Below are 26,946 nucleotides of genomic sequence, written 5' to 3'. Positions count from 1 at the left end.
TCATGAGCGAGCTCGAACTGCCCGTGCGTCGCGCCGCGCTGCTGCTGGTCGAGCTGCAGAACGACATCGTCCACGAATCGAACGTCGGCGCCCCCGGCTTCCGCGGCATCCTCGCCGCCCAGGTGCAGAAGCGCGGCGTGCTCGGCAAGGCGCAGGCGCTGGCCGCGGCAGCGCGCGCCGCCGCGGTCCCCGTCGGCTACGTCAACTACGCGCGCAAGCCGGACTTCCCGCGCCCGCGCACCCTGCTGCATCGCCGCACCGGCGCGACGCCGACCCTCATCGAGGGCACCTGGGGGGCGCAGACGCACGCCGCGGTCACGCCCGACGAGCGCGATTTCGTCTTCACCCGCTCCATCGGCATCGACGGCTCCTACGGCACGCAGCTCTACCCGGTGATGCGCATGCTCGGCCGCGACGCCCTGCTGGTCTGCGGCGTGTCGACCAACCTCGCGGTCGAGGGGTTGGTGCGCGCCTCGGTGAACCGCGGCTTCGAGATGTTCGTCATCGAGGACTGCTGCGCTGGCTTTCCCGATGCCTGGCACGATTTCTCGGTGACCAACATCCTGCCGCTGCTGTCGACGGTGACCTCGTCCACCGCCGTGCTCGCCGCGCTGCAGGCGGCGTCCGTATGAGCCATCCACTGGCGGGCGCGGTCGTCGTAGTCACCGGCGCCTCGAGCGGCATCGGCCGGGCGCTGGCGACTGCGCTCGTCGCCCGTGGCGCGCGCGTGGTCGCGGCAGCGCGCTCCGCCGATCGTCTCGCGGCGCTCGCCGAGGAGCTCGGTTCGGCGCTCATCCCGGTGGTGGCCGACGTCGCCAGTGCCGCCGCCGCGCAGCGGCTGATCGCCGCCGCCGGCCGCGTCGATGCCGTGATCAACAATGCCGGGATCGGTCAGGTCGAACCGTTCCTCGAGTCGGACCCCGCGGTCTGGCAGGCGACCCTCGACACCAATCTGATCGGCGCGCTGCTGGTGACCCGCGCCGCGCTGCCGGCGATGCTCGACGCCGGGCGCGGCGTCGTCCTCAACGTCGGCTCGGCCAGCGCCGCCGGGTGGCCGTATCTGACGCTCTACGCGGCGTCGAAGGCGGCGCTGCACGCCGCCAGCATCGCGCTCGACCGCGAATACGCGGAGCGCGGCGTGCGCGTGCTGCACGTCGAGATCGGTCCCACCCAGGGGACGGACTTCGGCAGCCGCTCCGACCCGATCCACCTGCCGGCCGCGGCGCGCGCCTGGACCGCGCTCGGCATCCCGTGGAACCGCGGCGTCACCACTCCTGCCGACTCCGCCGGGGTCATCCTGGCCGCGCTCGAGCGGGCGCTGGCCCGGTGCGCGGGGTGATGCGCTGGCGGGCGCTCGCGGTCGTCGGCCTGGCGCTGCTCGCGCTGGCGGTCGCGGCGCTGCCGCTGCTCGCCGCCGCCGGCCGCTTCCTGGTCGAGGACGACCCGCTGCGGCGGACCGACGCCATCGTCGTCCTCACCGGCTCGTACCCCGATCGCATCATCGAGGCGGCGACGCTCTACCGCGAGGGCTGGGCGCCGCGCATCATCCTCTGCCGCGAACCGGAGAATGCCGGCTTCGCGCGGCTGCGGTCACTCGGGGTGACGGTGCCGCGGCTGTTCGAGCTCAACCGCTCGGTCGCCGAGCAGCTCGGCGTGCCGGCCGACGCCATCACCGTGCTCGATCGACCGGCGGGCAGCACCTACAGCGAAGCCGAGGTCGTGCTCGGCGACGCCATCGCCCACGGCTACCGCTCGATCCTCATCGTCACCTCGAAGTACCATTCGACCCGGGCGGCGCGGATCTATCGGCATCTCGCCGCCGGACGGCTGGAGATCATCGTTCGCGGGGCGCGCGACGACGACTTCCAACCCGCCGGGTGGTGGCGCGACCGTCCGAGCACGCGCCGGGTGGTGATCGAGTACCAGAAGCTGCTCACCTTTCTCCTCCTCGATCGCTGGAAGATGGCGCCCGTCCCCGACGCCGCGACCCCGGCGCCGACGCCGGCATGAACGCGATGGCGGACGTCGGCGGTCTCGAGCCGATCTTCCTGCGCGTCGCGCCGATCGACATCGCGCTGGTGAAGTTCATCTTCGAATCCTACGAAGGCGTCGGCATCGTCCGTACCCTCGATCGCCGCGCCGCGGTCATCGTCGCCCTCATCAGTCGCGACTTCCTCGCCGACGCCCGCGGCATCGTCGCCGACCTGCAGGGCCGCATCGGCTGCGAGGTGATCCCCCCGCCGCCCGGCGCCGGCGACGACTGGCTGCTGGCGCTGATGGAGGATTCCTCCGGCGAGTGAGGGCCGCCGCGCGAACGCGCGCGGTCGTCAGCCCTCCGCCGCGCCCCTGTTCTGAATCCCCACCACGTCCACCGGCTCGCTCCGCCCCCGCACCGCGACCGGTTCCAGCTCCTGCAGCGCGCTGGCGAAGCCGCCGTCCGCGGCGAGCTGGCGGGTCACCGTGGTGGCGAGGAGCGGGTGGGCGCGCTGCTTGGCTGCCTCCTGCAGGCGCGCGGCGACGTTCACCGCGTCGCCGATCACGGTGTACTCGTAGCGGTCCTCGGCGCCGATGGTGCCGGCGATGACGACGCCGCTGGCCAGGCCGATGCTGAGGGCGAGCGGCGGCGCGCCGCTCGCCGCGCGCGCCGCGTTCAGCGCCGCCAGGCGGGCGGGCAGGCCGAGGGCGCAGCGCAGCGCCGCCGCCGCCGATTCGCGCCGCGCCGGTAGGTCGCCGTCGCCGAACAGGCCGAAGACGGCGAGGATGCCGTCGCCGATGAACTTGTCGACGTGGCCGCCCTCGACCCGCACCCAGCTCGCGACGGCGGAGAAGTACTCGTTCAGGATCGCCACCACCTCGCCCGGCGGCAGCCGTTCGCCGAGGGCCGTGAACCCGCGCAGGTCGGCGAACAGCACGGTGACGAAGCGCTCCTCGCCGCCGCGCCGCAGGTCGCCGGCGAGCAGCCGATCGCGCACCGCCGGTTCGACGACGCGGCCGAAGGTCTGCAGGATGCGCTCCCGTTCCTGCAGACCCTCCGCCATCGCGTTGACGCCGTCCTGCAGGACGCCGAGCTCGTCGCTCGCGGTCGACTGCAGGCGCGTCGTCAGGTCGCCGCGGCGCAGACGGCGCAGCGCCTGCGCGATCTCGGTCAGCGGCAGGGTGAAGGTGCGCGCCAGGATGACGGTGAACGCCATGCCGAGGGCGACGAAGACGAGAAACGTCACCTCCCCGGCGTGGGTCAGCGCCGGCACGACGGTCGCGATGTCGCCGCCGGCGCCGATCCGCGTCGCCGCGGCGCGGATCAGCCCGAGCATGGTGAACAGGGGGACGAAGGCGACGGCGATGAGGAAGATCAGCAGCCGGGCGCGGACGCCGAGCGCCCAGGAGCCCGGGACCTCCACCAGGCGCCCGGCGGGGAACACGCGTGGCAGCACCATGGCGCGGAACAGCCAGTCGAGCAGCAGGTAGGTCGTGGTCGCCGCCAGGAAGCCGTTCACCACCGGCGACAGCATCTGCTGCGAGGCCAGCTCCGGCTTCCAGGCGCCGAACGTGAGGAGGGTGGCGGTCGGATAGACGACGATGTTCAGCAGCCACGGCAGCAGGCCGATGCCGGCGACCACCGCCGGGGCGTTGAGCGCCCGCCGCTGCACCACCGGCGGGGCCGTCTGCGCCGCGTCGCAGCGGAAGAACGCGAAGATCGGCCACAGGTAGGCGAGCACGGCCGTCGTCGCGACGGCGTACGCGATCGCCTGATAGTAGGGCAGGATCCGCAGGTCCTGCAGCCGCACCGCCTCGGCGAACGGCGTCCGGCTGCGCATCAGGTCGATGGTGATGCGGGTCATCGCCGACGCCAGGGTGTTGGCGCCGAGGGCGATGACGATGGCGAGCAGGGTCCAGCGCGGGACGGTTTCACTCCGCGCTGTCATCGGCGGCCTCGGCGGCGGGAGCCGGAGCGCGCGCGAAGACGTACGCGACGCCGATGCTGAGCACGTACAGCACCAGCAGGGGTCCGGCCATCAGCATCTGCGACGCGACGTCGGGGCCCGGCGTGAGCACCGCCGCGACGATGACGATCACCAGCACGGCATAGCGGAAGTAGCGCAGCATGCTCCGGTGCGTCACCATCCCGAGGCGGGCGAGGAAGAACGTCACGACCGGCAGCTCGAACGTGACGCCGAAGGCGAGCAGCATGCGCGCCGTGAACGACAGGTACTCGCTGATGCGGATCGACGGCGACACCCCGATCGTCGCGTACTCGGCGAGAAAAAAGCGGTAGCCGACCGGGAAGACGACCACGTAGCAGAAGGCGGCGCCGAGCGCGAAGAAGACGGTGGCGAAGAACACGAACGGCCGGGCGTACTTCTTCTCGGCATCGTACAGACCCGGCGCGACGAACATCCAGAGTTGGTAGAAGATCACCGGACTGGCGACGAAGAGCGCGGCGATCGCCGAGACCTTGAGCTTGGTGAAGAACGCCTCGGTGACGCCGGTGCCGATCAACTGCACCGAGCCGTCGTGCAAGCCGATCAACGGCCGCGTCAGGACTTCGAAGAGCAGGTCCGAGAAGTTGTAGACGGCGATGAAGGCGACGGTGATCGCCAGCAGCGCCTTGATGAGCCGCCAGCGCAACTCCTCGAGATGCGCCGTGAGCGGCATCTGGACGTCGGACATCGGTGCCGCTGCGTGGGGGGCCGGCGTTCAGTCGCGCGGAGGGTCACCGACCGGCGCGACCACCGGCTCGACGGCCTCGCTCGCCGGCGCGGCCGCGGGCGCCGGCTCGACGCGCTGCTCGACGCCGGCCGGCATCGGTCGACTGGCCGCGGGCGGCCGGGTGGCGCGATCGGTTTCGCGCGCCTCGCGCTCGATCATGGTCTGCGCGCCGCGCAATTCCTCGGTCAGGTCGGCGGTCGCCTTGCGGAACTCCGCCAGGCCCTTGCCCAGGGCCTTGGCGACCTCGGGCAGCCGCTTGGGACCGAGCACGACCAACGCCACCACGAGGATGACGAGCAGCTCCGGCATACCGATGCCAAACATGACGCTCTCGGAGACTAGAGCCGCCGGCGGGTGGAGTCAATCAACGGAGATCGTCAACGGGGATCATGCGAGCGCGGCGCCGGCGCCGTCGGAACACGGATGGACACCGACCCCGCCCCCCACCCGCCGATGAACACGGAGATCCCCATCCACGCCGGCGGCCCCTGGGTGGCCTGGGCTTCGGTGTCCATCGGCGGGCGGGGGGCGGGGTCGGTGTCCATCCGTGTTCCCGTGTTTCCATCCGCGTCCGTCTGTGGTTTTCACGGGACATGCAGACCGGCGTCGTCCTCGATGCGCGCTACATGGCGCACGACACCGGTCACGGGCATCCCGAGCGGGCGGAGCGCATCGCCGCCCTGCTGCCGGCGATCGGCGAGCGTCCCGACGTGGTCCACGTGCCGCCGCGGCCGGCGACCGGCGACGACATCGTGCTGGTGCACGGCGAGGGCCACTTCGAGCGCGTGGCGCGCACCGCCCGCCACGCCCACGACGCCTTCGACGCCGACACGCCGGTGTCGGCGCAGTCGTTCGCGACCGCCTGCCTCGCCGCCGGCGGCCTCCTGGCGCTGCTCGACGAGGTCATGGCGGGCCGCCTGCGCAACGGCTTCGCCCTGGTGCGGCCGCCCGGCCATCACGCCGAGCGCGAGCGCGCCATGGGCTTCTGTCTGTTCAACAACGTCGCCATCGGCGCCGCCCATCTGCGCGCCCGCCATCACCTGGACCGGGTGATGGTGATCGACTGGGACGTGCACCACGGCAACGGGACCCAACAGGCCTTCGCCCGCCAGCCCGAGGTGCTGTTCGTCTCGACCCACCGCTGGCCCTTCTATCCCGGCACCGGCGGCATCGACGAGGTGGGCAGCGGCGAGGGCAGGGGCTTCACCGTCAACCTGCCGTTTCCCGGCGGCTTCGGCGATGCCGAGTACCTCGAAACCTTCCACGCGGTGGTGGTGCCGCTGGCGCTCGAATACGAGCCGCAGCTCATCCTCGTCTCCGCCGGCTTCGATGCGCACCGCCGCGATCCCCTCGGCGGCATGGCGGTCACCGAGCACGGCTTCGCCGGCATGGCCGGCGCGTTGCGCCAGGTCGCCGATCGGGTCTGCGGCGGCCGCCTGGTCGCCGTGCTCGAGGGCGGCTACGACCTGCGCGGCACCCGCGACTCGGTGGAGGCGGTGCTCGACGTCTTCTGCGGCCGCGCCCTGCCGCCGCCGCCGCCCCTTCCGCCCAGCCACGCCGGCCCGCTCCTGGCCGCCGTCAAGCGCCAGCACGGCGACCACTGGCGCGCGCTGTAGGCGTGGACCGCGCGCCGGCGCGGTCCGGGCGCTCAGTAGTCCTTCCGCATGAACTCGAGCGTCGACGGTTGGCGGGTGGCTCCGCCGTCGTTCGCCATCTGCACCGGCGGCACCGCCGGCACGGCACCCGGCTGCGGCTCGCTGCCCTCGCGGAAGCACTCCAGGTACGGCGCGCCGCCGGCACCGGCACGGGTGCCGGTCTGCGGATCGATGTTCACGCACTTCAGCCCGTTCGGCACCGGGAACTGGCCCTCTGGGACGTCCTTCAGGGCGGCCGCCATGAAGTCCTTCCAGATCGGCGCCGAGACGTGGCCGCCGGTGGACTTGGGGCCGAGCGGCCGCTTGTTGTCGAAGCCGATCCAGACCACGGCGAGCAACTGCGGCGTGTAGCCGACGAACCACGCGTCCTCGAGATCGTTGGTGGTGCCGGTCTTGCCGGCCGTCGGTTGGCTCAGCCCCTGGGCCGCGGTGCCGGTGCCGCGGCGCACCACGTCCTGCAGCATGCTGGTCATCTGGTAGGCGGTGGTCGGCGGCAGCACCTGCGTCAGGTCCGGCTCGTTGCGCGCCAACACCTGGCCCTCGGCGTCGGTGATCTCGCTGATCATGATCGGGACGGGCCGCTGCCCCTGGTTGGCGAAGGTGCTGTAGGCGACCGCCAACTGCAGCGGGGTCACCTCGAGCGTGCCGAGGGAGATCGACAAGTTGCGCGGAATCGGTCCCGGCAGGCCGAAACGCGGCAGATAGCCGGTGAGGTAGTTGAGCCCGATGCGTTCGGCGAGGCGCACGGTGACGACGTTGCGCGACTTGGTCAGCGCCTCGCGCAGCGACGTCGGCCCGTAGTACTTCCGGTCGAAGTTCTGCGGTGACCAGATCCGGCCGTTGTCCTTGTAGGAGATCGGCTCGTCGACGATCACCGACGCCGGGGTGAAGTTGCGATCGAGCGCCGCCGCGTAGACCAGCGGCTTGAACGCCGAGCCCGGCTGCCGACGCGCCTGGATGGCGCGGTTGAAGTGGCTGCGATCGAAATCGTAGCCGCCCACCAGGGCGCGCACGTACCCGGTGCCCGGCTCCATGGCGATCAACGCGCCCTCGAGCAGCGGGCTCGCATCGTACTCGAAGCGCAGCTTGCCGTCGCCGCCGTCGTCCTCCTCGATCGGCCGGGCGCGCACGAGGTCCATCAACCCCAGCTTCGCCTGCTTGCCGGTGGGCGAGGTCGGCAGCACGAGATCCCCGGCGAACGGTCCGACCTGCACCCGGGCGCTGCTGCCGCGCACGCTGGAGACCAGCGCCTCGTAGCTGAAGCCCGCCTCCGGGCGTTCCATGCCGCGGAACGCCGCCGTCTGCAGGCGCAGGTAGGTGTTGCGCTCCTCGTGCGACATCGCGCGGTAGGCGCCGTGATAGCTGTCGTGCTCGGCGGTCAGCCGCTCGATGCCGCGCCGCAGCGCGCCCTCCGCCTCGTTCTGCATGCGCAGGTCGAGCGTCGTCTTCACCCGCAGCCCGAGCTCGTAGAGCACCGTCCGCCCGTATTGCTCCTCGAGCAGGCGGCGGATGTGCTCGACGAAGTACGGCGCGGCCTGGAAGCTGCCCTTGCGACTCGACAGCGCGATCGGCTCGATGATCGCCGCGTCGCGCGTCTCGCGATCGATGTAGCCCTCCTCGTACATGCGGTTGAGCACGTAGCGCTGGCGCGCCTTGGCGTCCGGCCAGTGGCGGTACGGGGAGTAGCGGCTGGGCGCCTGCGGCAGGCCGGCGAGCAGCGCCGCCTCGGCCAGCGTGACGTCGCCGATGTCCTTGCCGAAGTACTCGTCGGCGGCGGCGGCGACGCCGTAGGCGCCGCTGCCGAGGTAGATGTGGTTCAGGTAGAGGGCGAGGATGTCGTCCTTCGACACCTCGCGCTCGAGGCGGGTCGAGAGGATCATCTCCTTCAGCTTGCGCTCGTAGCTCTTCTGCGGCGTCAGCAACACCGTCTTCACCACCTGCTGGGTGATGGTGCTGCCGCCCTGCACCTTGCCGCCGGCGACGAGGTTGTTGACGAAGGCGCGCAGGATGCCGTTGGCGTCGACGCCGCGGTGCTCGTAGAAGGAATCGTCCTCGGCCGAGATGAAGGCCTGACGGACGTAGAGCGGGATGCGGTCGAGCGGGACGAGGTAGCGCTTCTGCGAGTAGAACTCGCCGATCAGCGACCCGTCGGCGGCGAAGATCTGGGTGGTCGTCGGCGGCTGGTAGTCGACCGCCGCCTGGATCGGCGGCAGGGTCTCCATGAACTGCCGGTAGACGAACACCCCCACCGCCACCGCGACGAACCCGGCGACCGCGATCGCGCCGAGCAGGAGGCGGCGCACCGCGAGAAACCGGCGTCGCCGGGTGCGTGTCACCGCCATGGCGCCTCGACGATAGCGGGGGTCCCGATGATGTCAAGCAAGCGTCGGGCCGCGCCCTGATCGTCGCAACGGTGCGCGGCGGGCACGCTGCGCCGCCCTCTCCCAACGTGGTAGTGGCCGTCGAGATGACCCGCGCCGACAAGGCCCGACGCATCAGCGCCATCCTCGACCAGCTCTATCCGGAGGTGCCGATCCCGCTCGACCACCGGGACGCCTTCACCCTGCTGGTGGCGGTGGTGCTGTCGGCGCAGTGCACGGACGCCCGGGTCAATCTGGTCACGCCGGCGCTGTTCGCGCGGGCGCCGACGCCGCGCGCCATGGCGCGGCTGTCGGTGGACGAGATCCTCGGCCTGATCCGTTCCTGCGGCCTGGCGCCGTCGAAGGCGAAGAATCTGAAGGCCCTGGCGGAGCAACTGGTGGCGCGACACGGCGGCCGCGTGCCGCAGGATTTCGCCGCCCTCGAAGCGCTGCCGGGCGTCGGCCACAAGACCGCCAGCGTCGTGATGTCGCAGGCGTTCGGCCAGCCGGCGTTCCCGGTCGACACCCACATCCACCGCCTGGCGGCGCGCTGGGGGCTGTCGAACGGCAGCAGCGTCGAGCGCACCGAGCGCGACCTCACCCGTCTCTTCCCGCCCGCCGCGTGGAATCGCCTGCACCTGCAGATGATCTACTTCGGGCGCCAGCACTGTCCGGCGCGCGGCCACGACTTCTCCCGCTGCCCGATCTGCTCCTGGGCCGCCAGCCGGGCGCGCGCCCAGCGCGAGCGCCGGCGGCGCGCCGCCCGCGCCCCTCAGGGCTGATCGAGATGGCGCGTGCAGTTGAGCACGCGGACGGTCCACGGCGGCGCGGCGTCGACGACGGTCAACGAGGCGTTGTGCCAGGCGCCGCGCGGCGTCTCGGCGGCGAGCTGCAGGTGACGGTCGGCGAGCACGTGGCAGACGAGGCCGTGGGTGACGACCGCCAGGTTGCCGCCGGTCGCCGCGTGCGCGGCGACGATGCGCGTCCAGGCGGTCTCGACCCGGGCGCGAAACGCCGTCCACGACTCGCCGCCCGGCGGCTCGTAGGTCGAGGAGAGGATGTCCACGCCCAGCGCGCTGTAGGGCTGGCCGCGGGCGTCGCCGAAGTTCCGCTCCTGCAGGCTCGCATCGAGGGTGAGCGGCGCGCCGCAGGCCTGGCGGATCTTCTCCGCCGTCATCACCGCGCGCGGCAGATCGCTCGACAGGATGGCCGTCACGCCCTCGCCGGCCAGCCGCCGCGCCAGCGCGTCGGCCTGCGCCAGCCCGCGCGCGCTCAACGGCGTCTCCGGCGTCTGCACGACGCGCGCCGCGTTCAGCGCCGTCTCGCCGTGTCGGATGAGGAAGATCGCCATCGCCGCGCGCCGACCCTCGCAGTCGGCCGGGCGCGAGGCAAGATGCGATGGCGGCCGCGGGTGGGGCCCGGTACAGTGCGCCCATGCCCGCCGTCACCGTCAATGGAGTCGAGCTCGCCTACGAGGACCTCGGCGCCGGCGATCGCCCGCTGGTGCTCGTGCACGGTCTGACCGGATTCCGCGACGACTTCCGCGAGCGTCTGCCGGCGCTGGTCGCGCTCGGGCGCACCGTCATCTACGACCATCGCGGCCACGGCGATTCGACCAACACCGGCGATCCGGGGGGCTACTCGTTCGCGCAGCTCGTCGACGACCTCGCCGGCCTGCTCGCGGCGCGCGGCATCGGCCGCTGCGATCTGCTCGGACACTCGATGGGCGGCATGATCGCCCTGCGCTTCGCGCTCGCCCATCCGCAGCGGGTCGCCTCGCTGGTGCTGATGGATACCGCGGCGCGCGCCCCCGACCGCATGCCGCGGGCCGCGTTCGCCGCCGCCGGCGCGATCGCGCGTTCGGACGGCATGGCGACCCTGGCGGCCCTGCTGCGCGCCCGCGCCGGCGACGAGCCCGACCGCCCAGCCGCCGAGCGCCGGCTCGCAGCCGAGTGGGGCGAGGCCTACTGGGAGCGCCGCCACCGCCGCTTCACGGCGATGGATCCCGAGGCGTTCGCGGTGCTCACCCTGGAACTGCTGGATCAGCAGCCCCTCACCGATCGCCTCGGCGAGATCGACTGCCCGACGACGGTCCTCGTCGGCGAGCAGGACGCCGGGTTCCTGGCGCCGGCGCACGAGCTGGCGGCCGGCATCCCCGGCGCCCGCCTGGTGCGCATCCCCGACGCGGCGCACAGCCCGCAGATCGAGAACCCCGCCGCCTGGCTGCAGGCGATCACGGAGCACCTGCGGCGCGTCCGCTGACGCGACGGCGGGGCTACGCGACGACCCGCGGCACCAGCGGGAAGCGCCAGCCGCGCGGCGGTACGAAGGGGCGCCAGGACCCTTCCGGCTGCGCCAGCCGGTCGGCGATGGTCAGCAGCACCACCGGGTGGTGGCCGATGCCGAGATGGCTGCTCTCGACCTCGAGGTTCTCGGTGCGCGGCGCGGCGTCGGCGCGACAGCTCTCGCCGGCGGTGATGCCGTCGCTGTGGCTGAAGATCGCCGTCGTCGGCACCGGCAGCGGCGCCCGCAGGCGGGCGCGCACCAGGGCATCGTCGCCCACCGGGTTGCGGCGGCGCGCCCGGCCCTGGAGAAAGCGCGGCACGTTCACCGCGTCGAGGTCGCGGAAGGGGCTGGCGAGGGTGATCACCTGCCGCACCAGGTCCGGCATGGCGCGCGCCAGCTCGCGGGCGTAGATGCCGCCCAGGCTCCAGCCGATGAGACTGACGCGGCGGCCGCTGCGGCGGTGGACGTCCGTCAGCCGCTGGACCATGGCCGCGATCAGCGCCTCTGATGGCCCCAGGTTGCGGCCCTGCTTCCAGCCGTGCGCCTGGTACCCCTTGTCGCGCAGGAAGCGGCGCAACGCGCGGGTGGAGAAGTCGCTCGCCATCAGGCCGGGCAGGACGAGCACCGCATGGCCGTCGCCGGCCGGGGCGCGGCGCAGCACCGGGTAGGCCGGCAGCAGCGCCGCCAGCTCGAGCAGCGCTCGCCCCTCGAGCAGCAACAGCCGGCGCGAGGGAGCGGGAATCGATGTGACGTCCGTCATGTCGAGGGCCACGCCCGTAGAGTAGCCTTCAATGTTTCGCTGCGGTAGGGCTCGGACGATGCGAGAGGGAGGCCGCGCGCGGAACGTCGGCACGCGGATCGCCAGGTGGAGGGCGCGGGCGGCGTGAACAGTCATCTGGAGCCCACGCCGGGCGCCTCGGGTCGCGCGTTCGTCGGCCGTGAGCGGGAGTTGGCGGAATTGCAGGCCGGTCTGCGCGACGCGATCGAGGGGCGGGGCCGCCTGTTCCTCATCGTCGGCGAGGCCGGCATCGGCAAGACGCGCCTGGCGACCGAGTTGCAGATCGGCACCGATCCCGGCGCGGCGCGCGTTTCCTGGGCGCGCTGCTGGGAGGGGGAGGGCGCGCCGGCGTTCTGGCCCTGGACCGTGCTGCTGCGCCACGTCACCCGCGGCCTCGACGACGCGCGCCTGCGCGCTGCGCTCGGCGCCCGCGCCGATCTGATCGCGCATCTGCTGCCGGAGCTGCGCGAGCGCCTGCCCGAGGTGCCGTGCCCGGCGGCGGCCCCGGGGCTCGACAGCGAGCACGCGCGCTTTCCGCTCTTCGACGCCATCGCCCGCTTCCTCCGCCAGGTGGCGGAGACGATGCCGCTGGTCCTGCTGCTCGACGACCTGCAGGCGGCGGACGACGCGTCGCTGCGGCTGCTCAGCTTCGTCGCTCGCGATCTGGACGGCGCGCGCCTGCTCGTCATCGGCACCTGCCGCGAGGGCGGCGGCGCGCCGGAGTCCGACCACAGCCGGCTGCTGGGCGGCATCGGCCGCGCCGGCGTGCGCCTGCCCCTCGCCGGTTGGGCTCGCGACGAGACGGCGCGCTTCGTGCGCGCCGCCGCCGGCGTCGAGCCGGCGCCCGGCCTGGTCGAGCACCTGCACGCGCTGACCGACGGCAATCCGTTCTTCGTCGACGAGATCGTCCGCCTGTTGCTGGCGGAGGGCGGCGGCCGCCTGCCGGCGACGCTGACCCTGCGCCTGCCGGGCAGCATCCGCGCCACCATCCACGAACGCCTGCGGCCGTTGCCGCCGGCCTGCGTCCGCGTCCTGGAAGCGGCGGCGGTGATCGGCCGCGAGTTCGATCTCGCCACCCTGCGGGCGACGCTCGAGGACGAGGGCGGCGCCGTCGTCGAGGCGCTCGCCGCCGCCGAGGCCGCCGCGGTGATCGTCCGCCGGCGCGGCGCCGTGCCGCGCTACGGCTTCGCCCACGCGCTCACCCGCGAAGCGCTCTACGAGGCGATGTCGAGCGACGCCCGCATGACCTGGCACCAACGGGTCGGCGAGGCGCTGGAACGGCTGCACGCCGCCGACCTGGGTCCGCACCTCGACGAGCTCGCCCATCACTTCGCCCACGCCGCCTCCAGCGAGGCGGCGGCGAAGGCGATCGCCTACGACGTGCGCGCCGCCGCGCGCGCCGGCGACATGCTCGCCTACGAGGCCGCGGTGCGCCATCTCGAGCGGGCGCTGCAGGCGCACGCCCTGCTCGCCGCGCCCGATGCCGGGGCGGCGCTCGAGCTGCGACTGCAGCTCGGGGAAATGCAGGCCGCGGCGTGGGCCAACGACAGCGCCAGGGCGACGTTCCACGCCGCCGCCGAGCAGGCGCGCCGGCTCGGCCGCGCGCAGGAGGTGGCGCGCGCCGCCCTCGGCGTCGCCGGGCTCGGTTTCGGGCTGCCGCGCGGCGTCGTCGACGCGGAGAACGTCGCTCTGCTCGAGGAGGCGCTGCGCGGACTGCCGGAGTCCGATCCACTGTGGCCGCGCGTCGCCGTCCGCCTGGCGGTCGAACTGCACTTCTCCGCCGATGCCGAACGCCGCGAGACGCTCAGCCAGGCGGCGGTCGCGGCGGCCCGCCGGCTCCCCGACCTGGCGACGCTGGCGTACGTTCTCAACGCCCGCCACTTCGCCGCCTGGGACTCCGCCGAAGTGGAGGAACGGCTGGCCCTGGCCGACGAGGCGGTGCGGCTCGCCGATCGGATCGGCGAGCCCGAGACGGCCTTGCAGGGCCGCACGTGGCGGCTGATGGATCTGTGGGAGGTCGGCGACGTCACCGGCTTCGACCGCGAGTACGAGACCTACGCGCGCCTCGCCGAGGCGCGCCAAGCGCCCAAGTTCCTCGGTTTCGCCAGCGCCCTGCGCGGCCTGCGCCTGCTCTGGGCCGGCAAGTTCGAGGAGGTGGTGAGCCACAGCGAACGGGTGCTCGCGTTCGGGCAGCGCATCGGCGATCGCGCCGCGTTCATGAGCGCCGGCATCCAGGTGTTCGTCGCCCGCCGCGCCCAGGGCCGCCTGGCGGAGATCGAGCCGACGGCGCGCCTGTGGGCCGAGCAGGCGCCGACGATCCCGGCGGCGCGCTGCCTGCTGGCGGTGCTCTACGCCGATCTGGGGCGCGCGGCCGACGCGCGCCGCGAGTACGAGCTGCTGGCGGCGGACGATTTCGTCGCCCTGCAGCGGCGCAACGTCTGGCACCCGCTGTTGCCCTACCTCGCCGAGCTGGCGCTGGCGCTCGCCGACGGCCGCCGCGCCGCCATCCTCTACCGCGGGTTGCTGCCGTTCGCCGGCCGCAACATGGGCCTCGGGCCGCACGTCATCTTCGGTCCCGCCTCCCACCCGCTCGGCACCCTCGCCGCCCACCTCGGTCAGTGGGACGACGCCGAGCGCCACTTCCGCCACGCCATCGAGGAGGCGACGCGGGCCCAGGGGCCGGCCTGGCTGGCGGCCATCGAGTGCGACTACGGCGCCGCCCTGTGGGCGCGCGGCGAGACGGCGCGTGCCGACCCGCTGCTGCGCCGCGCCCGCGCCGCCGCCGAGCGCCTGGGCATGGAGCTGATCAGCCGCCGCCTGACGGCGCTCGAACGCCTGGAGGTGCCGCAGCGCGAGGCGCTCAGCGGCGCCGTTGCCGCCGCGGCCGAGAGCGGCCGCGGCGGGCCGGCGTCCGGGCGTGATGGGTCCAACGGCCGCGTGCTCCGCTTCCCGGTCAAGGCCGGGGCGCGCCCCGCCGCCCGCCCGCCGGGGCCGCAGGACGGCCAGTTCCGCCGCGAGGGCGAGTACTGGACCGTCGGCATCGGCGGCGACGTCGTCCGCCTGCGCGACACCAGCGGCCTGCGCTACCTCGCCGCGCTCCTCCAACAGCCGAGCGCCGAAGTGCACGCCCTGCTCCTCGCCGGCGCCGAGCAGGGCGTGGCGGTCGAAACCGGCGGCACGGAGGAGGCCGCGGCGCGGCAGGCGGGGCTCGCCGTCGACGAGGCGGCCGGCGCGCACGCGCTGCTCGACGAGCAGGCGCGCGCCGCCTATCGCAGCCAACTCGGCGACCTGCGCGAGCAGCTCGCCGAGGCGGAGCGCTTCAACGATCCGGCGCGCGCCGAGGCGGTGCGGCGCGAGATCGACTTCCTGTCGCGCGAGCTGGCGCGCGCCGTCGGGCTGCACGGCCGGGCGCGGCCGGGATCGACCCGCGCCGAGCGCGCCCGTCTCAACGTGACGCGGGCGATCCGCTCCGCCATCCGCCGCATCGCCGCCGCCAATCGCGACCTCGGCCTCTATTTCGATACCACCATCCGCACCGGCGCCTTCTGCGCCTACCACCCGGATCCCCGGGTGCCGGTGCGCTGGACGTTCTGAGGCCCGCGCGTCGCGCCCGGCTGGACTGGCCTAGGCTTCGAAGATGCGCGCCACCGCGGCGAGGCGGTGCGGGGCGCAGAGGACGAAGGCATGGTCGCCGACGTTCAGGCGGGTGGTGCCGCGCGGCGCGATCAGCTCGCTGCCGCGGACGATCAGCATGACGGTGACGTCCTGCGGCAGCGGCAGCTCGCTCAGGGTGCGATCGGCCGCCGGCGACGACGGCGCGATGAAGAACGTCCGCTGCGCCTCGCGCATCGGGGCGCTGGTGGTGATGTCGATCGACGCCGCCGGCTCGGGCGCGACCGGCTCCTCGAGGCGCAACAGACGCGGCAACCAGCGCACCGTCATGCCGGGAATGAACGAGCCGATGACGACGACGAAGAACACCAGGTCGAACTCGTCCAGCAGGTCGCGCTCCGGGGCGTGCGGCGTGCCGAGCATCAGCACCGGCACCGTGGCGAGGATGATGGGCACCGCGCCGCGCAGTCCCAACCAGGCGATGCAGAGGATCTCGCGCCACTGGAAGCGAAATGGCAGCAGGCAGACGGCGACGACGACCGGCCGGGCGACGATCGCCAGGAAGAGGGCCAGCAGCAGCCCGAGGCCGGCGACCGTTGGCAGCTCGGAAGGAAACACCAGCAGACCGAGCATGAGGAACATCGCCACCTGGGCGAGCCAGGCGAAGGACTCGTGGAAGCGCTGCAGCGTCACCTGGTGCGGCAGGTCCCCATTGCCGATCGCGATGCCGGCGACGTAGACGGCGAGGAAGCCGCTGCCCCCGAGCTCGGTGGCGACCCCGTAGGCGATCATCGCCACCGCCACGGTCACCGTCGGCAGCAGCGCCGGCGTGGACAGGCGGACGTGGCGCAACAACCAGCGGCCGAGCGCGCCGACCGACACGCCGAGCGCGAGACCGAGGATGAGCTGCAGCACGATGCCGGTGGCGAGCGTCCACGCCGCCGGCGCTTCGCCGGCGAGGTTCAGGGTCGCCGCGGTGGTGAGGATCACCGCCACCGGATCGTTGAGGCCGCTCTCCAACTCGATGGTGCGGGCGACCCGCCGCCGCAGCGGCACCCCCTCGAGCACCGCGAACACCGCGGCCGCGTCGGTCGAGGAGACGATGGCGCCGATCAACAGCGCCTCCGGCCAGGTGAGCCCGAGCCAGTGGGCGCCGGCCGCGGTCAGCGCCGCGATGCCGACGACGCCGACCGTGGCGAGGACCGCCGCCGGCGCGACGGCCAGCCGCACGTCGCGGACGCGGGTGTTGAGACCGCCGGCGAACAGGATCATCACCAGGGCCGCGGTGCCGCAGGCATAGGCGATGTCGAAGCGGTCGAACCAGATGCCGCCCGGCCCGTCGGAGCCGGCCACCATGCCGATGGCGAGAAACAGCAGGCTGACGGGCAATCCGATCCGGTTGCCGATCCGGCTCAGCAGCGAGCTGACGAGCAGCAGCACGCCGCCCATCGCCAGCGCGATGCCGATGAAGTCGATGACCCGCATGCGATCAGGGCCGCAGCGCCGCGTAGACCAACTGATCGAGGATCCGCCCGTCCTTGACCACGGCGCGCCGCAGCCGCCCCTCGAACTGGTAGCCGGCGTTGGTCAGGACGCGCGCCGAGGCCGGGTTGGTGGCGAAGACGCAGGCGAACACCCGCTCGAGCGCGCTGGTGGCGAACGCCCACTCGGTGACGGCGCGCACCGCCCGGGTCGCGATGCCGCGGCCCCAGTACGGCTCGCCGAGCCAGTAGCCGATCTCGGCGCTCAGGCGGTGGACGTCGCTCTGCCGCTGCAGGCCGATGCCGCCGATCGCCTCCCGTTGGCTGGCGATGGCGAAGTCGGCCGCCGGTTGCTGGGCGGTGGCGGCGGCGAGAAACGCCGCCGCGTCGGCCAGCGTGTAGGGGTGCGGAAAGCGATCGCGCAGGGTGATCCACACGGCCCGATTGTTGGCGTAGCGGGCGATCGCCGCCGCGTCGTCGGCGGTGAACGGGCGCACGCAGTAGTCGCCGAGGTCGAGACGCACCCCGGCTCCTCACAACCCGACGGCGGGGGCGGGCCGCCGCGGCGCGCGCGCGTTCATGGCCGCGCACTACGGCCGCGCGGCGAGCGGGTCAAGGCCGCGCCGCCGGCCTACTGTCGCTGACACTTTGAAAAGTCCGGGTCATTAGCTTTGAAGAATGTCCGCTGTTCGTGGATGCCATTCAGGCCCGCGGAAGGGACGCGGGGCGGCCTGGGGCGGTGGGGGTGCGCCGGGGTGGGCGGTGCGGGCCGGAACCGAGCCGGGCACCGCGGCGGGGGGTGGCGGCGCGCGGCGGCGGGGTGGCGAGCGCGGTGCCGTCGGGTTCGTAGCGCGCGAGGAGCCGGCCTTGGTAACTCACCCCGAAGCGCCCATCGGGAAACTCGTGCACCAGCACCGGGCAGCGGACGTAGTGCGCTCGGTCGCCGGTGCGCGGGAGTTGGAGGGCGAGGCGCCGGAACGACACGGTGCTGTCGTTTTGCACCGTGCGCGCATGCTGTACGGACAGCAGCAACTCGAGATCGACTCCGACCACCGGAATGAAGGCACTGCCGGTCTGCGCCGGGGCGACGGTGAAGCGGGCGTTGAAGTCGGGGACGAACACCTCGGCCAGATAGCGATTGGCCGCCGCATAGCTGGTGATGCCGGCGTGGCGGAGCTCGGCCGGCAAGCGGCCCTGCACCGTCCCGAAGGCGCGCTCACTGCGGCCGCGCGCTTGCGGGGAGTAGGCGAGAATCTGCCGAATGCCGAGCACCTTCAGGGCCCGGCTCACCTCGCCCTGATGCTCCGTGGTGGCGCCGCCCCCGGCCGTGGGCGTATGGCAGAAGTGGCTGCCGCGGTCGGTGTAGAGCTCGGCGAAGCGGCCATAGGTGCGCAGGATGTGCGCCACGGCCGCGAAGGTGGATGCGGTCCCCTCTTCGGGCACGAACGCGGCGTAGAGCATCCGGCTGTCGGCATCGTCGAGCGCCACCACCAGATCCTGCGGCGGCAGCCCGGGCAGCCAGTCGTGCCGCGACGCATCCAAGTGCACCATCTGCCCGCGCAGCGCCCGCCGCTCACGGCGCCGCCGATACCTCCCCCGCGCCCCCCCTGTCGGGGCCAACCCGGCGGCCTGCAACGTCAGCTTCGTCCACGTGTACGACACCGCCACGCCGTGCCTCGCGCTCAGCTGCTCCCAGAAGTGCTGGACGCTGTAGTCCGGGTATTCCTCGCGCTTGAGCCGACAGATCTCCTCCAGCGTGGCCACTGCAATGCGCTGCCGCCGCGGCGTGCGCCCGCGCTGGTCGAGCACCGCATCGAATCCCCGGCGCTCCACCTCGCGCTTGAGCCGCCGCATCTGGCGCGCGCTCATGCCGCAGATATCGGCTGCTTGCACCCACGTGAGCTCCCGCGCGATCGCTCGCAGGATCACTTCGCGTCTGGTCATCGCCTTCACCTCTCTCGCCACCGCTCGCTCCAGGGACACCATCCCCGAGCCGGTAGCCGGTTAAGGCGGACATTCTTGAGTGCTTATACCCCCGGACATCTTGAGTGCTGCCTACACGCGCCGCCGGCCTACTTGTGAGCCGGACGGCGACGTGGCAGCGTCGCGCCATGGAGCGCGAGATCGTGGTCGCCAGCCCGCGCGGCTTCTGCGCCGGCGTCTCGCACGCCATCGAGATCGTCGACCTGGTGCTCGACCAGCAGGCGCCGCCGATCTACGTGCGGCACGAGATCGTGCACAACCGGCACGTCGTCGAGCGCCTGCGCGGGCGCGGCGCGGTGTTCGTCGACGATCTCGCCGAGGTCCCGGAGGGCAGCGTGCTGATCTTCAGCGCCCACGGGGTGTCGCCGGCAGTGCGCGCCGAGGCGGCGGCGCGGCGGTTGCGGGTCATCGACGCGACCTGTCCGTTGGTGACCAAGGTGCACGTCGAGGCCCTGCGCTACGCGCGCGAGGGATACGACATCCTCGTCGTCGGGCATCGCGGACACGTCGAGGTGATCGGCACCCTCGGCCACGCGCCGCAGCGCATGCACCTGGTCGAGACCGCCGCCGACGTCGCGACCGTCGCGGTGACGGACCCGCGGCGGGTCGCCGTGGTCACCCAGACCACGCTGTCGGTGGACGACACGCGCGACATCGTCGAGGCCATCCGCGCCCGCTTCCCGGCGGTGTGCCTGCCGGCCAAGGACGACATCTGCTACGCGACGCAGAACCGGCAGACGGCGGTGAAGGAGTTGGCGCGCCAGACCGATCTGGTGTTGGTCATCGGCTCGCCGACCTCGAGCAACGCCAACCGCCTGGTCGAGGTGGCGCGCAACGCCGGCACGACGGCGCACCTGATCGAGGATCCCGCCGCGATCGATCCCGCCTGGTTGGCGCCGGCCCGCGCCGTCGGGCTGACGGCCGGCGCGTCGACGCCTGAGGAGCTGGTGTCGGCGGCGATCGACCACCTGCGCGGCCTCGGCTTCGGGCGCCTGCGCGACGTCACCACCGCCGTCGAGCACGTCGTGTTTCCGCTGCCGCGCGGGCTGCGCGAGGGCATCCTGCCCACCGCCTCGCGCCCGCCCGCCTGAGCCCTCAATCGGCCTGGGCGCGCTGGTACCCCGGCCGTTGCACGAGGCGCTCGACGTACGCGCCGAGCGCCGGCTGCTCGTCCAGCAATCCCATCAACGACGCCCAGGCGAGCGTCGAGCCGATCATCACGTCGGCGGCGGTGAAGTGCTCGCCAAGCAGGTAGGGGCCGCCGGCCAGGGCATCGGCGATCACCTGGCCGACCTCGGCGAAGCGGGCCCGGCCGGCCGCGGCCTGCGCCGCCGACCGCTCCGCCTCCGGAAGCTGAAGCGTGTGCATGAAGACCTGCAGCACCGGCGGCTCGAGCGTGGCGATCGCGTACACCACCCACTGGTAGTAGCGCGCGCGCTCCGCCGTCCCGACCGGCGGCGCCAGGTTGGCGGCGGGGAACTTGTCGGCGAGATGGAGGCAGATCGCCGCCGATTCGATCAACGCCAGGTCGCCGTCGACCAGCGCCGGCACCTGGCCGTGCGGGTGCGCGCGCCGGTGCGCCTCCGAGCGCGTTCCGCCGAGGTCGACGGTGACCAACTCGTAGTCGGCGCCGATTTCCTCGAGCAGCCAGCGCGGCCGCACCGAGCGCGAGCGCGGCGAGTGGTAGAGCGTGATCATCGGCGATCCTCCCTGGCGCGAGGCGTTAGCACCGGCGGCGGCGCGGCGGAAGTGCCGCGCGTCATCGCGGTTCGTGCCGCCACCGCCGTCTGCTATGCGCGGCACCGGGAGGGGCGTCCATGATGGACCGACGTGACATGCTGAAGATCGCGGCCGGCGCCGTCGCCTGGCTGCTGTGGCCGCGCGCGGGCCGCGGCGCGGCGTTGCCGCCGGCGACCGAGGCGGCGCTGCGGGCGTCGGATCTGATCTACGTCGCGACCCGCCGGCGCGACGGCTCGCTCAGCGCGGTGGCGCCGATCTGGTTCTACTATCGCGGCGACGGCACGCTGTTCTTCACCACCTCGCCCACCGCCTGGAAGGCGAAGCGCATCGCCGCCGGCAGCCCGCTCTACATCTGGGTGGGGGCCGAGGACGGGCCTTTCGTCCAGGGCCGGGCGCAGCCGACGACCGACGCCGCGCTCATCGACCAGATGGGCGCGGCCTATGCCGAGAAGTACTGGATCGCCTGGGCGGGCTTCTTCAAGCCGCGCAGCAGCCGCGTCGCCGAGGGCAAGACGAAGGCCTACGTGGTGACCCTCGAGGCGGCCGCGCCGCCCGAGAGGACGCCGGCGTGAGTCGGCGCCGCGCCCGCCCACGGGCCGGGTGGCAGGCCGCACGGACCGGCGGGCGCGCGCCTCACTTCAGCTCCTTGCGCGAGTAGCCGAGCAGGGTGCGGGCGATGATCAGGCGCTGGATCTCGCCCGTGCCCTCGTAGATGTCGGTGATGCGCACGTCGCGGAACCACTTCTCCAGCAGGTGGTCGCGGGAGACGCCCATCGGGCCGAGGATCTCGATGCAGCCCTGGGTGATCTCGCGCACCGCGCCGCCCGCCTTGGCCTTGGCGATCGACGCCTCCATGTTGTTCGGCTGGCCCTGGTCGGCGAGCCAGGCGGCGCGGATGGTCGCCAGTTGCGCCGCTTCGAGCAGCGCCTCGAGGCGCATCAGCCGCTCCACCGGCGCCGGCTGTGCCGCCAGGGTCGGGCCATAGGTGATGGCGAAGCCCGCCTCGCGCAGCGCGTCGCGGGTGAAGTCGATCGCCGCCTCGGCCATGCCGAGGCCGATCGCGGCCACCGCCGGGCGCGTCATGTTGAAGGTCTTCATCACGCCCTTGAAACCGCCCGAGCTCTCGCGGTGCACCTGCTCGTCGCCGCCCAGCAACTGGTCGCGCGGGATGCGGCAGTCCTGGAAGACGTAGGCGGCGGTGTCGTCGGCGCGGATGCCGAGCTTCTTCTCCTTGTGGGCGACGATGAAGCCGGGCGTGCCCTTGAGGACGAGGAAGGATTTGATGCCGCCGCGGCCGGCCGCCTTGTCGACGGTCGCCCAGACGACGACGCCCTCGGCGCGGCAGCCGGTGGTGACGAAGATCTTCTCGCCGTTCAGCACCCAGTGATCGCCGTCGAGGCGCGCGCTGGTGCGCACCAGCGAGGGATCGGAGCCGCAGCCCGGCTCGGTGATCGCCATCGCCAGCGTGAGGTGGCCCCATTTCGCCTTCTGCTCGTCGGTCCCGGCGGCCTGCAGCGCCGAGTTGCCGAGGCCGCGCTCCTGACGGCGCAGGCGCACCGAGTAGTCGCCCCAGGTCTGGCCCATGGCGATCAGCATCGACAACACCGCCATGCCGGCGTCGCCGTCGCCGCGGTGGCCCATGCGGGTCATGAAGCTCGGGTGATCCTTCGCCTCCGGCAACTGATCGGGCGGAAACTCGTGCTCGTTCTCGTCGTAGTAGCGGGCGTAGCGGCGGGCGATCAGGGCCTCCTCGCGCACCGCGCGCAGCACCTGTTCGTCGTTGGGGGAGAGGGTGAGATCGATCATCTGGATCCTCCGATCATGTGCAGAGCCACCGATGAACACGAACCCCACACCCCGCCCCCCGATGACCACGAACCCAGCCCCGCCACTGCCCCGAGAAGAAAATGGCTGGGGTGGGGTTCAGTGTTCATCGGGGGGCGGCGAGTGGGGTCCGTGTCCATCGGTGTTCTCTGATTCAGCGAGCGCCAACGGTGAACACGAACCCCGCCTGCCGCTCCGCGAAGAGATAGGGGTGGGGTGGGGATCGGTGTTCATCAGGGGGCGTCCGCGTTCATCTGTGCTCCGGTTTCACACCGCCGCGAGCCCCTCCAGCACGCCGAGGGTGCGGGCGTTGCGGTACCACATCTCGACCGGGTGCTCGCGGATGAATCCGTGGCCGCCGAGCACCTGGATGCCGTTGTCGGAGATCCACATCGCCTTCTCCGCCGCGTAGGCGCGGGCGAGGTGGGCGCTGCGGGTGGCGTCGAGTCCGCGCTCGAGCTGGCTCGCCGCCTTCCAGATCAGCCAGCGCATCGACTCGACCTCCATCTGCATCTCGGCGAGGCGGAAGGCGATCGACTGCTTGCGCGCGATCGGCTCGTCGAAGGCGACGCGCTCCTTGGCGTAGGGCACGCAGTAGTCGAGGACGGCGCGCGAGAGGCCGTTGAGGATCGCCGCCACCGCCACCCGCGACTGATTGAGCAGCCGCGTCACGTCGCAGCCGTCCTGTTCGCCGAGGCGGTCCTCCTGCGGCACGCGCACGCCGTCGAGCTCGAGGCTCACGGTCGGCAGCGCCTTGAGGCCGAGGTTCTTCTCGATGTCGCCGATCGCCAGCCCGGCGGCGTCGCGCGGCACGATGAAGGCGTCGAGCGCGTCGCCGGCGCGCGCCACGACCAGGAAGTGGCTGGCGCGGTCGCCGAGCGGCACGAAGCACTTGCGGCCGCGCAGCACCCAGCCGGCGCCGTCGCGCTCGGCGCGGGTGCGCGGCTGCCAGGCGGTCGACGCCGGGTGCGGCTCGTTCACCGCCAGCGAGGCCGCCTGGTAGCGCGTGCCGCAGAACGCCGGCAGGTAGCGCTGGCGCTGCGCCGCGCTGCCCTGGTCGGCGATGGCATAGGCGAACAGGGACGGCGCCACCGCCGCGAGGGCGAGCGTCGCGTCGCCGTAGGCGAGCTCCTCGAGCACGATGGCGTTGCTCACCGGCGAGCGCGGCGCGCCGTAGCCACCGGCGGCTTCCGGCAACTGCGTCGCGGTGAGCCCGAGCTCCCAGGCCTGGGCGTAGAACGCCTCGGGAATGGCCGACGCCTCGTCGCAGGCGCGCGCGTGGGGGCGCAGCGCCGCGGCGGCGAAGCCGCGCATGCTGTCGCGCGCTGCCTCCTGTTCATCGCTCATGGCGAACGAGATCATGCAGGGACTCCTCGTCGCGGCGCGGCCGCGCCACGGGCGCGGGACTGGCGCTGCGCTGCTGGGGATGACGCCGCGCCGTCGCGGCGGCGGTTGATCTGATGGAAGTAGAAGTCGAGCGCCTCGCGGCCGCCGTCCTTGCTCATCAGGCCGTCGCGGTGCACGGCCTTGGCGTCGCTGAGGCCGAGGGCGACGCCGCACCAGACGCGCGCCTCGGCGGTGTAGCGGACGTCGGCCCGCTCGGCGAAGCCCTCGCGCACCGTGCAGGCGCCGTCGTGGATGCGCACCGTCCAGACGCCGCCGCCGAGCCCGGTGAGGCGGATCTCGAAGGTGAGGTCGACGCCGGCGGCGCGCTCCTCGCGCAGCAGGAACGGCAGCGATTCCAACACCGAGCGCGCCGAGGTGCCACTGAAGCGGTTGGCATCGACCTGCAGCTCGTCGAGGCCGTCGCGCAGGTACCAGCGCGCCATCGCCGTGATCACCGGCTCGAGGGTGCGGCCGCGTTCGGTGAGGACGTAGGGCGCCCGGGCGCCATCGGCGCGGCTGACGAAGCCGCGCTTGGCCAGGGCCCGCAGCCGCATCGCCAGGACCCGCGGCGCGATGCCGGTGCGCGCCCGCAGCTCCTGGAAGCCGAGCGGCCCGCCGAGCAGATGGCGGATCAGCCCCAGCGTCCAGCGGTCGCCGATCACGTCCAGCGCCCGCCCGACCGGGCAGAAGATCTGGCCCGGGGCCAGGATCGACCCCCGCGTCGCGACTTCCCGCTTGGGCATGGCACGAATACCTATCGCAGCACTCGATCAGTATTCAAGTGATATCTCGGGGCTGCGTGCCTGTCTGCTGCCCGGTCCCGGCGCCCAGTGGGTGCCGCGCCCCGGGGTGGTCTTTGCGCCATCGGCTGTGCTTTCACCTCGGGGCATGCCGAGGACCAGCCGCGCCGTCGTGCAGACCGGGCCGCGCCAGCTCGAGATGCGGGAGCTGCCGCTGCCCGAGCTCACCGACGATACGGCGCTGCTGCGCGTCGAGGCGTGCGGCATCTGCGGCAGCGATGCCGAGCAGTACGCCGGCGTGCTGCCGGTGCGGCTGCCGGTGATTCCCGGCCACGAGCCGCTGGGGATCATCGAGCGCATCGGCGATCGCGCCGCGCGGCGGTGGCAGGTGGACGTCGGCGATCGGGTGGCGGTCGAGTCGCTGATCCCGTGCGGCGCCTGCCGCGACTGCCGCGCCGGCGCCTATCAGTTGTGCCGCGGGCGCGGCGGCCTGTTCGGGCACGGTTACGTGCCGCTCGCCACGCCGCCCGGCCTGTGGGGCGGCTACGCCGACTACATGCACCTCGACGCCGGCTCGATCGTGCACCCGGTCCGGCGCGACGTCCCGGCGAGCATCGCGGTGATGTACAACCCGCTCGGCGCCGGCTTCCGCTGGGCGGTGGAGATCCCGAACACCCGGCCGGGCGACTCGCTGCTGATCCTCGGTCCCGGCCAGCGCGGCCTGACCAGCGTCATCGCCGCGCGCGCCGCCGGCGCCGGCACGATCCTGGTGACGGGCCTGACGCGCGACGCGCCGAAGCTGGCGCTGGCGCGCGAGCTCGGCGCCGACCACGTGATCGACGTCGAGCAGGAGGACGTCGGCGCCCGGGTGCGCGAGGCGACCGGCGGGCGCGGCGTCGACATCGTCGTCGAGGTGTCGGCGAACGCCACCGAGCCGGTCGCCGAGGCGCTGCGCTACGTCAGGCCCGGCGGCACCGTCGTGCTGGCGGGCGTGAAGGGCTTCAAGCCGGTGCCCGACTTCGTCAGCGACTTCATCGTGGTGAAGGAGATCACCATCACAGGCGCGTTCGGCGTCACCGCGCGCGCCTACGAGCAGGCGATCGCGCTGATCGAATCGGGGCGCGTGCCGCTGGCGAGGATGCACACCCACGACTTCCCGCTGGCGCAGGCCGAGCTGGCGATCCGCACCCTCGCGGGCGAGGTCGAAGGACCGGCGAGCATCCACTCCTGCCTGCTCCCCTGACGCGGCGACGGCCGCGCGGGAGCGCGGCCCTCCATGCCGAAATGAAGCTTTCCTGCGTCAGTCGGCGTCGGCCGGCTCGCCGTCCTCGTTGCGGGCGGCGAAGTAGTCGGCGACGTAGGCGCGCATCTCCGCGTTGGTCGTCGTCCAGCGCCAGGCGCCCTGCGGGTCGACGGCGATGTCGGCGAAGGGATCGAAGCCGAAGCGACTGAACTCCTCGTGGCGGCGGCGGTAGCGGCGCGCCTTCAGGTCGCCGTGCCAGAGATGGACGAGGGTGGCGTCGGCGCAGCCGATGTCGCCGCCGACGTCGGCGAAGAACGGATCGGCCCAGGCGCGGAAGTGCATCGTCTGGCGCGCATTCATCGCCAGCCGGTCGAGGAGGTCGAAGCGGCCGAGGGCGGCGATCGCCATCGCCTTGTCGCCGCTGCCGAGGATGCAGCCGTCGTACAGTCCGTGCCGGTCGAGCAGGGCGCGGCGCGCCGCCCAGGCGAATCCCACCGCGTGGCCGCGCGCCAGGCGATGGCCGACGCCGCGCCGGAACAGCTCGTCGACCGGCGCGCCGGCGGCGAGCCGTCGTCCGAGCGCCTCGCCGCCAGGCCAGCCCGCGCTCGCCCCGCCGTCCCACGCCGCGGCGTCTGGCGGCGCTTCGCGGAAGCGGGCGAAGGGCTGGATGAGCGTGTGGCGGGTCAGCGCCTCGGCGACCCGGCGCGGCCAGTCGGGGGCGTCGAGCACGACGTCGCAGTCGAGCCAGACGACGGCGTCGCACTCCGCCGGCAGCGCCCGCAGCGCCACGTTGAGCAGGCGCTCTTTCTGCCACAGCCGATCCTCGCCGGTGCGCTGGAGCAGGCGGTCGGCGTCGCCCGGTCCGAGCTGGAATCGCGCCGGGTCGCGCGCCAGCTCGACGGTCAGCAGCGGCAGCGGCAGGTGGCGGCGGAAGTGACGATAGTTGGCGAGGCGGCGGGTCCAGCCCAGGGGATTGAAGTAGCTGCTGATCGCCCACAGGCGTTGCGGGGCGTTTCCCCGTGCCGCGCCGTTCATCGCCGCTCAACCCGCCTCGCTCTACGCGCCGCCGCGGGCGCGGTAAAGCCGTCGATCGGTCGCGGTGCTCCTTGCTCGGCCTGGTGACAGCGGATATGAGGCCGACGGGTTGCCGG

The 26,946-nt window shown here is 73.0% G+C and carries 25 protein-coding genes; 11 read left to right on the top strand and 14 right to left on the bottom strand.

Annotated features, from left to right (window positions below; genetic code table 11):
- Positions 1-2 precede the first annotated feature (2 nt).
- From KF840_11445 to KF840_11430, 4 genes are read left to right on the top strand one after another with little or no spacing between them, the layout of a single operon-like run.
- Complete coding sequence (locus KF840_11445; protein MBX3025508.1) at positions 3-632, top strand: cysteine hydrolase; 630 nt, start codon at positions 3-5, stop codon at positions 630-632.
- On the top strand, positions 629-1,339 hold the full coding sequence (locus KF840_11440) for an SDR family NAD(P)-dependent oxidoreductase (protein MBX3025507.1): 711 nt from the start codon (positions 629-631) through the stop codon (positions 1,337-1,339). Before KF840_11445 ends, KF840_11440 begins: the two co-directional genes overlap by 4 nt.
- On the top strand, positions 1,339-2,010 hold the full coding sequence (locus tag KF840_11435) for a YdcF family protein (GenBank protein MBX3025506.1): 672 nt from the start codon (positions 1,339-1,341) through the stop codon (positions 2,008-2,010). The genes KF840_11440 and KF840_11435 overlap by 1 nt, the downstream gene beginning before the upstream one ends.
- Positions 2,007-2,300, top strand: coding sequence for a DUF4911 domain-containing protein (locus KF840_11430; protein MBX3025505.1), 294 nt, complete (start codon positions 2,007-2,009; stop codon positions 2,298-2,300). The genes KF840_11435 and KF840_11430 overlap by 4 nt, the downstream gene beginning before the upstream one ends.
- 27 nt (positions 2,301-2,327) lie before the next feature.
- Here the strand turns inward: KF840_11430 and KF840_11425 are convergent, their stop codons facing one another.
- From KF840_11425 to KF840_11415, 3 genes are read right to left on the bottom strand one after another with little or no spacing between them, the layout of a single operon-like run.
- Complete coding sequence (locus KF840_11425; GenBank protein ID MBX3025504.1) at positions 2,328-3,923, bottom strand: adenylate/guanylate cyclase domain-containing protein; 1,596 nt, start codon at positions 3,921-3,923, stop codon at positions 2,328-2,330.
- The gene (gene tatC / locus KF840_11420) at positions 3,907-4,668 is read right to left on the bottom strand and encodes a twin-arginine translocase subunit TatC (GenBank protein MBX3025503.1); all 762 of its coding nucleotides are present in this window, start codon (positions 4,666-4,668) and stop codon (positions 3,907-3,909) included. Before tatC ends, KF840_11425 begins: the two co-directional genes overlap by 17 nt.
- Before the next feature lie 27 nt (positions 4,669-4,695).
- The gene (locus KF840_11415; GenBank protein ID MBX3025502.1) at positions 4,696-5,031 is read right to left on the bottom strand and encodes a twin-arginine translocase TatA/TatE family subunit; all 336 of its coding nucleotides are present in this window, start codon (positions 5,029-5,031) and stop codon (positions 4,696-4,698) included.
- Positions 5,032-5,300: 269 nt separating this feature from the next.
- On the opposite strand from KF840_11415, the gene KF840_11410 reads away from it, so the two are divergent.
- The gene (locus KF840_11410; protein MBX3025501.1) at positions 5,301-6,323 is read left to right on the top strand and encodes a histone deacetylase; all 1,023 of its coding nucleotides are present in this window, start codon (positions 5,301-5,303) and stop codon (positions 6,321-6,323) included.
- Between the two features lie 32 nt (positions 6,324-6,355).
- Here the strand turns inward: KF840_11410 and KF840_11405 are convergent, their stop codons facing one another.
- The gene (locus KF840_11405; GenBank protein MBX3025500.1) at positions 6,356-8,704 is read right to left on the bottom strand and encodes a PBP1A family penicillin-binding protein; all 2,349 of its coding nucleotides are present in this window, start codon (positions 8,702-8,704) and stop codon (positions 6,356-6,358) included.
- 125 nt (positions 8,705-8,829) lie between these two features.
- Here KF840_11405 and nth point away from each other — a divergent pair, with 125 nt between their 5' ends.
- Positions 8,830-9,504 (top strand): endonuclease III, encoded by a 675-nt coding sequence (gene nth / locus KF840_11400; protein MBX3025499.1) that lies wholly within the window; start codon positions 8,830-8,832, stop codon positions 9,502-9,504.
- Here the strand turns inward: nth and KF840_11395 are convergent.
- Positions 9,495-10,073, bottom strand: coding sequence for a histidine phosphatase family protein (locus KF840_11395; GenBank protein ID MBX3025498.1), 579 nt, complete (start codon positions 10,071-10,073; stop codon positions 9,495-9,497). The two genes, nth and KF840_11395, sit on opposite strands and share 10 nt — an antisense overlap.
- Before the next feature lie 83 nt (positions 10,074-10,156).
- Between KF840_11395 and KF840_11390 the strand changes: the two genes are divergently transcribed.
- Positions 10,157-10,984 (top strand): alpha/beta hydrolase, encoded by an 828-nt coding sequence (locus tag KF840_11390; protein ID MBX3025497.1) that lies wholly within the window; start codon positions 10,157-10,159, stop codon positions 10,982-10,984.
- Positions 10,985-10,997: 13 nt separating this feature from the next.
- On the opposite strand, the gene KF840_11385 is transcribed toward KF840_11390, so the two are convergent.
- Positions 10,998-11,768 carry an alpha/beta hydrolase gene (locus KF840_11385; GenBank protein ID MBX3025496.1) on the bottom strand — a complete coding sequence of 257 codons (771 nt, stop codon included), beginning with the start codon at positions 11,766-11,768 and terminating at the stop codon, positions 10,998-11,000.
- Positions 11,769-11,891: 123 nt separating this feature from the next.
- On the opposite strand from KF840_11385, the gene KF840_11380 reads away from it, so the two are divergent.
- Positions 11,892-15,380, top strand: coding sequence for an AAA family ATPase (locus KF840_11380; GenBank protein ID MBX3025495.1), 3,489 nt, complete (start codon positions 11,892-11,894; stop codon positions 15,378-15,380).
- Between the two features lie 30 nt (positions 15,381-15,410).
- On the opposite strand, the gene KF840_11375 is transcribed toward KF840_11380, so the two are convergent.
- The 3 genes from KF840_11375 to KF840_11365 all read right to left on the bottom strand — a co-directional run bounded on the left by KF840_11375 (position 15,411) and on the right by KF840_11365 (position 18,823).
- The gene (locus tag KF840_11375; protein ID MBX3025494.1) at positions 15,411-16,883 is read right to left on the bottom strand and encodes a potassium/proton antiporter; all 1,473 of its coding nucleotides are present in this window, start codon (positions 16,881-16,883) and stop codon (positions 15,411-15,413) included.
- A gap of 4 nt (positions 16,884-16,887) precedes the next feature.
- Complete coding sequence (locus tag KF840_11370) at positions 16,888-17,403, bottom strand: GNAT family N-acetyltransferase (GenBank protein MBX3025493.1); 516 nt, start codon at positions 17,401-17,403, stop codon at positions 16,888-16,890.
- A 178-nt stretch (positions 17,404-17,581) separates the two neighbouring features.
- Positions 17,582-18,823 (bottom strand): ISNCY family transposase, encoded by a 1,242-nt coding sequence (locus KF840_11365; GenBank protein ID MBX3025492.1) that lies wholly within the window; start codon positions 18,821-18,823, stop codon positions 17,582-17,584.
- A 167-nt stretch (positions 18,824-18,990) separates the two neighbouring features.
- On the opposite strand from KF840_11365, the gene ispH reads away from it, so the two are divergent.
- Positions 18,991-19,953 carry a 4-hydroxy-3-methylbut-2-enyl diphosphate reductase gene (gene ispH / locus KF840_11360; GenBank protein ID MBX3025491.1) on the top strand — a complete coding sequence of 321 codons (963 nt, stop codon included), beginning with the start codon at positions 18,991-18,993 and terminating at the stop codon, positions 19,951-19,953.
- A gap of 4 nt (positions 19,954-19,957) precedes the next feature.
- Here ispH and KF840_11355 read toward each other — a convergent pair whose 3' ends face one another.
- On the bottom strand, positions 19,958-20,560 hold the full coding sequence (locus KF840_11355) for a glutathione S-transferase family protein (GenBank protein ID MBX3025490.1): 603 nt from the start codon (positions 20,558-20,560) through the stop codon (positions 19,958-19,960).
- Between the two features lie 119 nt (positions 20,561-20,679).
- Between KF840_11355 and KF840_11350 the strand changes: the two genes are divergently transcribed.
- Positions 20,680-21,174, top strand: coding sequence for a pyridoxamine 5'-phosphate oxidase family protein (locus tag KF840_11350; GenBank protein MBX3025489.1), 495 nt, complete (start codon positions 20,680-20,682; stop codon positions 21,172-21,174).
- A gap of 61 nt (positions 21,175-21,235) precedes the next feature.
- Here the strand turns inward: KF840_11350 and KF840_11345 are convergent, their stop codons facing one another.
- The 3 genes from KF840_11345 to KF840_11335 form a co-directional block, all read right to left on the bottom strand.
- Positions 21,236-22,408, bottom strand: a complete 1,173-nt coding sequence (locus tag KF840_11345; protein ID MBX3025488.1) for an acyl-CoA dehydrogenase family protein — start codon at positions 22,406-22,408, stop codon at positions 21,236-21,238.
- A gap of 285 nt (positions 22,409-22,693) precedes the next feature.
- On the bottom strand, positions 22,694-23,788 hold the full coding sequence (locus tag KF840_11340) for an acyl-CoA dehydrogenase family protein (GenBank protein ID MBX3025487.1): 1,095 nt from the start codon (positions 23,786-23,788) through the stop codon (positions 22,694-22,696).
- Positions 23,785-24,555 (bottom strand): transcriptional regulator, encoded by a 771-nt coding sequence (locus KF840_11335; protein MBX3025486.1) that lies wholly within the window; start codon positions 24,553-24,555, stop codon positions 23,785-23,787. Before KF840_11335 ends, KF840_11340 begins: the two co-directional genes overlap by 4 nt.
- Positions 24,556-24,700: 145 nt before the next feature.
- Here KF840_11335 and KF840_11330 point away from each other — a divergent pair, with 145 nt between their 5' ends.
- A complete protein-coding gene (locus KF840_11330; protein ID MBX3025485.1) occupies positions 24,701-25,795 on the top strand; it encodes a zinc-binding dehydrogenase in 1,095 nt (364 codons plus the stop codon).
- 57 nt (positions 25,796-25,852) lie between these two features.
- Here the strand turns inward: KF840_11330 and KF840_11325 are convergent, their stop codons facing one another.
- Positions 25,853-26,830 carry a hypothetical protein gene (locus tag KF840_11325; GenBank protein MBX3025484.1) on the bottom strand — a complete coding sequence of 326 codons (978 nt, stop codon included), beginning with the start codon at positions 26,828-26,830 and terminating at the stop codon, positions 25,853-25,855.
- Positions 26,831-26,946 lie beyond the last annotated feature (116 nt).

Source organism: bacterium (genome assembly GCA_019637795.1).
GTDB lineage: Bacteria > Desulfobacterota > Binatia > HRBIN30 > CADEER01 > JAHBUY01.
The sequence above is the reverse complement of the archived record's forward strand: the minus strand, read 5'-3'. Positions and strand labels throughout refer to the sequence as shown.